The organism is Varibaculum cambriense, assembly GCF_022133705.1.
Taxonomy (GTDB): domain Bacteria; phylum Actinomycetota; class Actinomycetes; order Actinomycetales; family Actinomycetaceae; genus Varibaculum; species Varibaculum cambriense_A.
Genome location: NZ_JAKNHJ010000002.1, coordinates 169202 through 177800 on the forward strand (window position 1 = coordinate 169202; position 8599 = coordinate 177800).

General features: G+C 53.4%; 6 protein-coding genes. 2 read left to right on the forward strand and 4 right to left on the reverse strand.

The window, feature by feature from the left end; genetic code table 11:
- Nucleotides 1-3 precede the first annotated feature (3 nt).
- From L0M99_RS01650 to L0M99_RS01665, 4 genes are read right to left on the reverse strand one after another with little or no spacing between them, the layout of a single operon-like run.
- A complete protein-coding gene (locus L0M99_RS01650; RefSeq protein ID WP_024059385.1) occupies nucleotides 4-813 on the reverse strand; it encodes a Na+/H+ antiporter subunit E in 810 nt (269 codons plus the stop codon).
- Nucleotides 806-2518, reverse strand: a complete 1713-nt coding sequence (locus L0M99_RS01655) for a Na+/H+ antiporter subunit D (RefSeq protein WP_024059384.1) — start codon at nucleotides 2516-2518, stop codon at nucleotides 806-808. Before L0M99_RS01655 ends, L0M99_RS01650 begins: the two co-directional genes overlap by 8 nt.
- Complete coding sequence (locus L0M99_RS01660; RefSeq protein WP_024059383.1) at nucleotides 2515-2943, reverse strand: Na(+)/H(+) antiporter subunit C; 429 nt, start codon at nucleotides 2941-2943, stop codon at nucleotides 2515-2517. The genes L0M99_RS01655 and L0M99_RS01660 overlap by 4 nt, the downstream gene beginning before the upstream one ends.
- Nucleotides 2943-6026, reverse strand: a complete 3084-nt coding sequence (locus L0M99_RS01665; RefSeq protein WP_238127503.1) for a Na+/H+ antiporter subunit A — start codon at nucleotides 6024-6026, stop codon at nucleotides 2943-2945. Before L0M99_RS01665 ends, L0M99_RS01660 begins: the two co-directional genes overlap by 1 nt.
- A gap of 309 nt (nucleotides 6027-6335) precedes the next feature.
- On the opposite strand from L0M99_RS01665, the gene sucC reads away from it, so the two are divergent.
- Together sucC and sucD are read left to right on the forward strand one after the other, a co-directional pair.
- A complete protein-coding gene (sucC, locus tag L0M99_RS01670; RefSeq protein WP_024059380.1) occupies nucleotides 6336-7502 on the forward strand; it encodes an ADP-forming succinate--CoA ligase subunit beta in 1167 nt (388 codons plus the stop codon).
- A gap of 29 nt (nucleotides 7503-7531) precedes the next feature.
- Nucleotides 7532-8464, forward strand: coding sequence for a succinate--CoA ligase subunit alpha (sucD, locus tag L0M99_RS01675; RefSeq protein ID WP_024059379.1), 933 nt, complete (start codon nucleotides 7532-7534; stop codon nucleotides 8462-8464).
- Nucleotides 8465-8599: the final 135 nt, after the last annotated feature.

Sequence of the window (8599 nt, forward strand, 5' to 3'; positions counted from 1 at the left end):
TGCCTACTGCCTCTCACCATCGGGTCGTAGTTGGGCGTCCTCATCAATGACATACCGGCTCCGCGCAGAATAGGGGATTTTACCCGCCGCTACCAACTGCTCGTAGCGTTGTAAACGCTCCTGAGCTTCTTGAATCTCTGCCTTACTGCCCAAAGCTTTCACAATTCTCATTTCGAGGGCGTGTAAAGATTTCTCTACCCCGCGCGCCCCTTTAGATAGGTCACGATCTAACACATGCAAAGTTACTCGCGAAGGGTTTATCCGAGCCCTCACCACTAAAGAACCTGGCACCAGGCAGGTCATCGCGGAAGCCATGGTTAAATAAAACTCTGAGCGGGTCACCATCTCCACTTCTACCATCTGCGGACGAGCAGGTTTGTTTCTGAGCACCACATAAGCTACTTGCAGAGCAGAAGCCAAAAGATCCCAACCGAAGCGGAGCGCCAGCCAAGCAACCTGCAAGGGACGGAATCTTTTTACCGGATTAACATGCGGCATCGGGAAAAATATTTGCAACCCCACCGCGATCAGCACGCCACCGCCGATAGAAACAGCAGACAGGTCACGAATCAGCAGCATCCAGACCGCAAACAACCAGGCACTCATCCCTAGGGAGCAGCGCCGCGGTAGTCTTCTTAACCGCTGTTTCAGACTTGGGCGCGAAGAGGCAGCGTTGACGGGGGTAATCTCGCCCTGGTGCTTCCTATTCTTTTGGCTCGCGCCAGATCTTTCTGGTAACTGAGACCCCTTAGCCGGGGCAGGAGTTGCAGCTATAGTTTGCTGAGCCCTGTCATCGCGGCTGTCACTAATCATTGCTACCTCCCCTCACTGGTAGAGATCCATATGATTTTCGTGGGGACAGTGATAAAGCATCAAAAAGAACGCTCTTGGTAGTGGTTTCAGCCGCAGCGGTATCCGCTTGGTTCCCGTCCTCGTTTAAAAAATCTTCCCGATTCCCCGAAGAAAGCTTCGAGATTCCGTGCCCGCGTCCGTCTTCTCCCAAAACCGCGCGTTGATATTCAGCGCGTGTCATAGAGATAGTGGCGCGTTCGGTGAAAGTGTAGACCGGCCCGGCAAATACCGACAGGCCAATCGTTACCGCGGTTAGGAAACCGGTTGCCGCCCAGACTCCCCGGGGGATGCGGGCAGCAGGATTCAAGGTATCTACGGCTTCCTCTTCTTCACCGCCACTTTCTTGCGCAGATTCACGTCCCTGCCAGAAAGTTTGTAGCCAGATCTTGACCACCACATAGAGCGTCAGTAGGGAGGCAACTAGTCCCGCAGCCAGCAGTGCCCAGGCCAGGGGAGTATTGCGGGCCGCCGTCGCCTCAGCTAGCCCTAGTTTGCCCAAAAAACCAGTCAAAGGTGGGAAACCCACCAGGTTGAAAGCCGGAATCAAATACCAGATCGCTAGTAGCGGTGAAATCTTAGCTAAGGAGTGCAGACGGCGCAGCGAGGTCGAACCGCCGATTTTCTCCATCATGCCTGCCACTAAGAACAAGGTGGTTTGCACCAGAATATGGTGGACAGCGTAAAACACTGCCGAAGCGATCCCCAGGGTGTTAGCTAGAGAAATCCCCCAAATCATGAAACCGATATGGGAAACCAAGGTAAAAGAAAGCAACCGTTTAATATCGTCCTGGGCAACCGCCCCCAAGATTCCTACGATCATAGTGAGAATCCCGACTATCGCCAGTACCACATCTACCGGGGAGGTCGGGAAAATAAGTACCTGCATCCGGATAATCGCATACACCCCAACTTTGGTTAGCAATCCCGCAAATACTGCGGTGATCGGGGCGGGAGCTGTGGGGTACGAGTCTGGCAACCAAGCGGAAAGCGGGAACACTGCCGCCTTCAAACCAAAGGCTACCAGGAATAATGTTTGGATCAGCATGGCGACTGCCGGATCGATTTCAGTTAGCCGCATAGAAAGCTGTGCCATGTTCATGGTGCCGCAAGCGCCGTAAAGGCTGGCAAGTGCTACCAGGAAAATCGCTGACCCCACCATCGAAACTGCCACGTAAACCGTGCCGGATCGGATGCGATCCCGGGTGCCTCCCAGAGTAATTAACACAAACGAGGAGGTGAGCAGAATTTCTACCCCCACGTAGAGGTTAAACATATCTCCGGTGAGGAACGCGTTATTTACTCCGGCGCATAACACCAGGTAGGTGGGGTGGAAAATCGGAGTAGGAATATCCTGTGATTCGTGGACGGTACCTTCTGAGAGCGAATAAGCCAGTACCGCCACCATTACCACTAAGGAAGTACATAGCATTATTGCCGCGAGACGGTCAGCTACCAGGGAGATTCCAATCGGAGCCGCCCAAGACCCCACATCTAAAACCAGCGTCGCTTTATCAGTTAACCCTAGAATCGCCAGGGCAAAGATTAAAGAAAGCGACAGCGTCACAAAGGCAACCGCCGACTGTATCCGGTAATGCCTCCCTAATCCCAAAGTTAAGGCTGCCGCTAGCAGGGGAAGAAGAACTGGTAACGCTAAAAGAAAGTTCACAGTTCCCTCCGTTTACGGCCACGTTTCTTATCTAGCTCATCCAGATCCAGGCGTAGGAAGCGTTCGGTGTCGCCAACTTTCTTCGCTAAGCGCCGATCTTCCAGGTCATCGGTGACCTCGTCATGTCCCGATAGCCTCCAGGAACGGTAGGCAAGTGCCAATCCGAACGCTGTAGTGGCCATCGACAGCACTATCGCAGTTAGAATCATTCCCTGCGGCAAAGGATCTGACATTTTTGACAGGGCAGTACCCAGGATTGGAGCTGTACCAGCGCGTCCTCCCTGGGACAGCAGGAATAAATTAATCCCATTACCCAGTAGCCCTAATCCAATAACGATCCGGGTTAAAGTACGTTCGGTGACCAGGTAAACCCCGCAGGCAACCAGAAATCCGGCAGCCAACAACAGGCAGAGAGAAACGCTCATTACTTTGCCTCCTGCACTTTAGAAACGGACACGCTATGTACCAGGTTCTTTTCTTTTTCTTCCGAGGGCGCGTCCACAGTTTCCTCTTCATCATCGGGTAAGCCAACGGCATGATCCACCGGATCTTGCCGGCCGGTAATATCGGCTTCGGGCAGCTGATGCCCCGCAGATTCGCCCTGGCGGTCAATCTCCGAACCCAGAGATTGCAATAAATCCAGTACTACCCCGATAACCAGCAAATACACCCCAATATCTAGCCCCATTGCCGATGTAAAGTGCAGTTCCCCCAAAATCCCTAAATCAAGATGAGCTTCTACGCTTTGTAAAATGGTGTAGCCAAACGCTAGCGGAATCAAGGCGCTAACTACCGCGGTGGTCATGCCGAACGCAATAATCCCGCCCGGTCTGGCCGGAACCGCCTCTAAAAGTTCAAAGCGTCCTCCCGCAAAATAACGGATCGTAATCCCAATCCCGGCAACCATGCCTCCAATAAAGCCTCCGCCGGGGTTGTTGTGGCCGATAAACAATAGCCATACCGATACCAGCAGTAAAGTGTGGTACAAGATCCGGGTAGAAACTTCCAGCAGAATCGAGCGGCGGCGCGGACTAATTAACGTAGCAACCGCCAGCCAAGTTTGTTGGGGGCCAGCGGAAATCTTACGTAAATGCCCCCGACGCCGCCGCGCCCTCATCAATAGTCGGCGCCGGCGTGCACGATGGGAACTAGCCAGGGCGCTAGATAGCCCACGCAGGTAGATCAGGGCAGTAACCCCGGTAGCGGCAACTAGGAGTACCGAAAGTTCACCCACAGTATCCCAGGCTCTAACGTCTACCAACAAGATATTGACCAGGTTTTGTCCCCCGGCAAAAATACTTCCTTCGGTAGTGACCAGGTTCGAGACTGGTTCATGAATGCGGGCAGAGGACGTGGAAAGCCCCAATAGCACGATGCCTACTCCGCAGGCAGCGGCTATTAAAACCCGATAGCCGGGAGCCCAGCGGCTCACTCGGCGTGAAAACCGGGCTGGTAGGCGTCGCAAAACCAGTAAAAACAATGTAAGAGTGACCGCTTCTACCACCAACTGGGTAAGCGCTAAGTCCGGAGCCCCCTGCAGTACGTAAATGGCGGCCACAGCGGCTCCGCAAGCCGACAGCGCCAGTACTGCATTCAGGCGGCGCTGGGCAACAACACAGATGGCAGCCATGCCGATCAGAGCGAAACAAATGAATGCTTGCCCGAAGGAATCTGCGAAATGCCAGCTGTGCATATCGTTAATTCCCAGTAGGCATACCCCAGTTGCCACTGCCGAAACCGTAAATATCACTGAAAGGTCAGCCGGAAGAGAACCGGTTTGTACCTTACCTGTAACCCAAGCAGCCCCCTGCTCCAAAGCACGGATAGCCCGCGAATACAGCCCCTGGGCACTCCATCGCGGCGAAAAAGCTAACCGTCGCTGCAGTCGTGCCAGCCGTGCCCGCTTCCAAAACAAGCCAAAACCAGCCGCCAAGATAAAGACAGTTACTAAGGCAGGCAATACTCCCGACCAAAGATGTAGATTCCCCGGATCTTGCTGATAACTTTGGATCGCGGTTGGCCGCAAAAAATGGTCAAGGACGCTCGGCAAGAATCCGAGAATTACCGAAAGCCCGGTAAGTATCCCGGGGATCGCCGTGAGCATCTTGCCGGTTGCGCGCAATTTTTGCCGATGAGGACAAGTTCCTTTACGGTCATGCTTATGACTGAAAGCACCCCAAAAATAGCGTAGTGAATAGGCAAAGGTTAATGCGGAGCCCACAATCAGCGCTGCGAAAACTATCGCCGATTGCCGGTTGCCTGCCGAACCCACCAGGGTGGTAATCGCATGTTCTTTCCCCAAATATCCGCTGGTAATCGGGATTCCGGACATAGACAGTATGCCCGCTAAGGCGCAGGTAGCCAAGGTACGAGAACGCTCTCCCAAGCCGCACAGGCTGGGGAACTCGCGGGTGCCGGTTTGTTTTTCTATCGTCCCAGTAGTCAGGAATAATCCGGATTTAAAGGTGGAATGGGCAGTCAGAACACACAAACCAGCCAGGTAAAGCTGGGGGCTGCCCGAACCGATAAGCATTGTCAGGAATCCCAGTTGGGATACAGTTCCAAAAGCCAACACTAGTTTAAGGTCGGTTTGTCGCAACGCCGCGTAGCCTCCTAGCAGCATTGTCGTTGCCCCTAAAATAATGATTGCCCAGGTAAGTGCGGGGAAGAGGGCAAATGCGGGCGCAAACCGGGCGATTAGGTAGATCCCCGCTTTTACCATGGCGGCCGCGTGTAGGAACGCCGAAACCGGAGTGGGAGCGGCCATCGCGGAGGGGAGCCAGAAGTGAGTCGGGAAAATCGCCGACTTAGTAACTGCCGCAAATAAAATCAAGGCTAATCCACAGCCAGCCGCAACCGGTTCTACCTGAGTGCCCAGGGCAGTCGGGGAGGACAAAACGGTTAAGAGGTCGCTAATCCTAAAGGAGCCCCCCGGCATGATCCCCAGGATCACAAACCCCGCGAACATACTTAAAGAACCGGTGGTGGTCACTAAGATTGCTTGGCGGGCAGCGGCGCGGGAGGCGCGTTCCTCAGCTTCGTGACCGATCAAAATAAAGGAACTGAAAGTAGTAATTTCCCAGAAGAAGTAGAGGGTCATGGTGTGATCTGCCAAGACCAGACCAGACATCGAGGCTGCAAAACCCAGGAAAGCGGCAATGAATTGGCCAAGCCGGGGAGAATCCTTGGAGAAATACTGTGCGCAGTACACCAGGATTAGCGAGCCGACCAAGTTAATTACTATAAGCATTAGCCAAGATAAACCAGTGAGTCGAAACCCTATTTCCAGATCTAGCGCGCTTGACCATTGATAAAACTCCGCTATTTCCTGAGATCCAGTGCCGAACGCTTCCCGGGTGTGAGATAGCGTCCAGACGAGGACGCTAAGGGGTATGAGGGCAGCAAAGTAAAATGTGCGTTGCCTAAAATACTTAACTAGGAAGGGGATGAGCAACGCCGCCAAGAAGTAGCACCCAATCAGCGGGGCGGCGTGATCCCACAAGAGCATAGCTAGTTCCAATCCACTTCTAGGTTTTCCGTCCAACAGCTTCTAGGTGAGTACTCATCGTATCGTGAACCGAAATTATTGGGGAGTTTCGCCCCAAAAGCGACAGTAGTTTGCGCGGGAGGGAGGACGCTTCCTCTTTAGGTTCTCGTGGGGATTACTATGGTTTTTGATTAGCTGAATCTTGCTTGTTTACGATTAAGTCGAGCTTTCAAGTGATGGAGAACACTTTCTCGTGACGTAATAAGTGGGAATATGCGGTACTATAGTCCTATATCTTGATGTCAAGGTACTTAATGAGAGGACGTGCAAGTGGACCTTTACGAATACCAGGCTCGCGACCTATTTGAGGCGCACGGGGTTCCCGTGTTAGCCGGAATCGTGGCCGAAACTCCTGAAGAAGCTCAAAAAGCTGCCGAGAAACTCGCCCAGCCCCTGGTGGTGGTAAAAGCTCAAGTCAAGACGGGTGGCCGTGGGAAAGCCGGCGGGGTTAAACTAGCTCGCAGTCCCCAGGAAGCACGCGAAAAAGCCGAAGAAATCCTGGGTATGGATATTAAGGGACATACCGTACACCGGGTGTTAGTTGCCGCTGGTGCCGATATCGCTTCTGAATACTATTTCTCGATTCTGCTTGACCGTTCAAATCGCCGCCACCTGGCCATGTGCTCCAAAGAAGGCGGTATGGAGATTGAGCAACTGGCCAAAGAACGCCCAGAAGCCTTGGCGAAGGTACCCTTGCCGGTTACTGGCATTGACGGAGAGGTCGCCCGCAAGATTCTTGCACAGGCCGGTTTTGAGGATGAAGAAGTCATCAGTAAAGCCGTGCCGGTGCTAGAAGAGCTCTGGGACGTATATCAGGGTGAGGATGCCACGCTAGTAGAGGTAAACCCCTTGGTGTCCAGTGAAGAGGGCGAAATTATTGCCTTGGATGGGAAAGTTACCTTGGATGATAACGCCCGTTTCCGTCATCCCGGTCATGAGGAACTGGTGGATAAACGCACAGAAGATCCCCTGGAAGCCAAAGCGAAAGAAAAAGGCTTGAACTATGTACACCTAGAAGGTCAGGTAGGAATCATCGGTAACGGCGCTGGTTTGGTGATGTCAACTTTGGACGTGGTCGCTTACGCCGGCGAAGAATACGGGGTAAAACCAGCGAACTTCCTCGATATTGGGGGCGGAGCCTCCGCGCAGGTAATGGCTGATGGGCTGGACGTGATTCTGGGTGATCCCCAGGTCAAGTCGGTATTCGTAAACGTATTCGGCGGAATCACTGCCTGTGATCAGGTGGCTTCCGGAATCGTTAAAGCAATTGAAATCTTGGGGGATAAAGCCACTAAGCCGCTGGTGGTACGCCTAGATGGCAACTCAGTAGAAGTTGGTCGCAAGATTTTGGAAGAAGCGAACCTAGAGCAAGTGACCATGGTAGAAACTATGGACGCTGGCGCCGCCCAGGCAGCTAAACTCGCAGCTGGCTGTTAAGAATCGGTAAAAGAATAAGGAGAAACCAAATGTCAGTATTCCTTGATTCCTCAGCCCGGATTGTCGTACAGGGCATGACCGGTTCCGAGGGACGCAAACACACCCGATTAATGCTAGGGGCCGGTACCAACGTGGTAGGGGGAACCAACCCCAAGAAAGCCGGGCAAACGGTCGATTTCGATATCGTCCCCCTAGGCGAGGCCGCAGAAAAGAAAGGCATTCAAGCCGGAACAGTTTCGGTGCCGGTATTTGGCACCGTGAAAGAAGCCATGGAAAAAGAGGGCGCGAATGTTTCGGTAGTATTCGTTCCCCCGCGTTTTGCTAAGGGCGCAGTATTAGAGGCCGTAGAGGCCGGGATGCCGCTGATTGTGGTGATTACCGAGGGGATTCCGGTACAAGATTCCACCGAGTTCGTAACTGCCGCCCTGGAAAAGGGCTGCCGGATTATCGGTCCGAACTGCCCGGGGATTATTACGCCGGGACAGTCAAATGTGGGCATTACCCCGGCAGATATTACCGGTTCCGGCCCCATCGGGCTGGTTTCCAAATCCGGTACTTTGACCTATCAAATGATGTTTGAGCTGCGCGATATTGGCTTTACCACCTGTATGGGGATCGGCGGTGACCCGGTGGTGGGCACCACCCATATCGATGCGCTCGAGGCCTTCGAAAAAGACCCCGACACCAAAGTAATCGTGATGATTGGCGAGATTGGGGGAGATGCGGAAGAGCGCGCCGCCGACTATATCGCCGCTAATGTCACCAAACCGGTGATCGCCTATGTAGCAGGCTTTACTGCTCCTAAAGGTAAAACCATGGGGCATGCGGGGGCTATCGTCTCCGGTTCCGCCGGGACTGCCCAAGCCAAGAAAGAAGCCTTGGAAGCCCATGGCGTAAAAGTCGGGAAGACTCCTTCCCAAACAGCCGAGCTGGCGCGGGAGGCATTTAAGGCTCTTAGCTAACTGACGGTTAGTGCCAAATAGCCAGGTTACCTGCTGTTGACAGGCGGATTGCTAAAATCTAGATACCTATAAATGTCGCATGTTCTTTTTGATTGTCGTGAGCATCCAGGAAGTAGACCAGTCCCGAAAGTACCG

Coding starts and splice junctions, on each gene's coding strand:
- L0M99_RS01665 (WP_238127503.1), bottom strand. CDS start 6,026: ATGCTCTTGTGGGATCACGCCGCCCCGCTGATTGGGTGCTACTTCTTG.
- L0M99_RS01660 (WP_024059383.1), bottom strand. CDS start 2,943: ATGAGCGTTTCTCTCTGCCTGTTGTTGGCTGCCGGATTTCTGGTTGCC.
- sucD (WP_024059379.1), top strand. CDS start 7,532: ATGTCAGTATTCCTTGATTCCTCAGCCCGGATTGTCGTACAGGGCATG.
- L0M99_RS01650 (WP_024059385.1), bottom strand. CDS start 813: ATGATTAGTGACAGCCGCGATGACAGGGCTCAGCAAACTATAGCTGCA.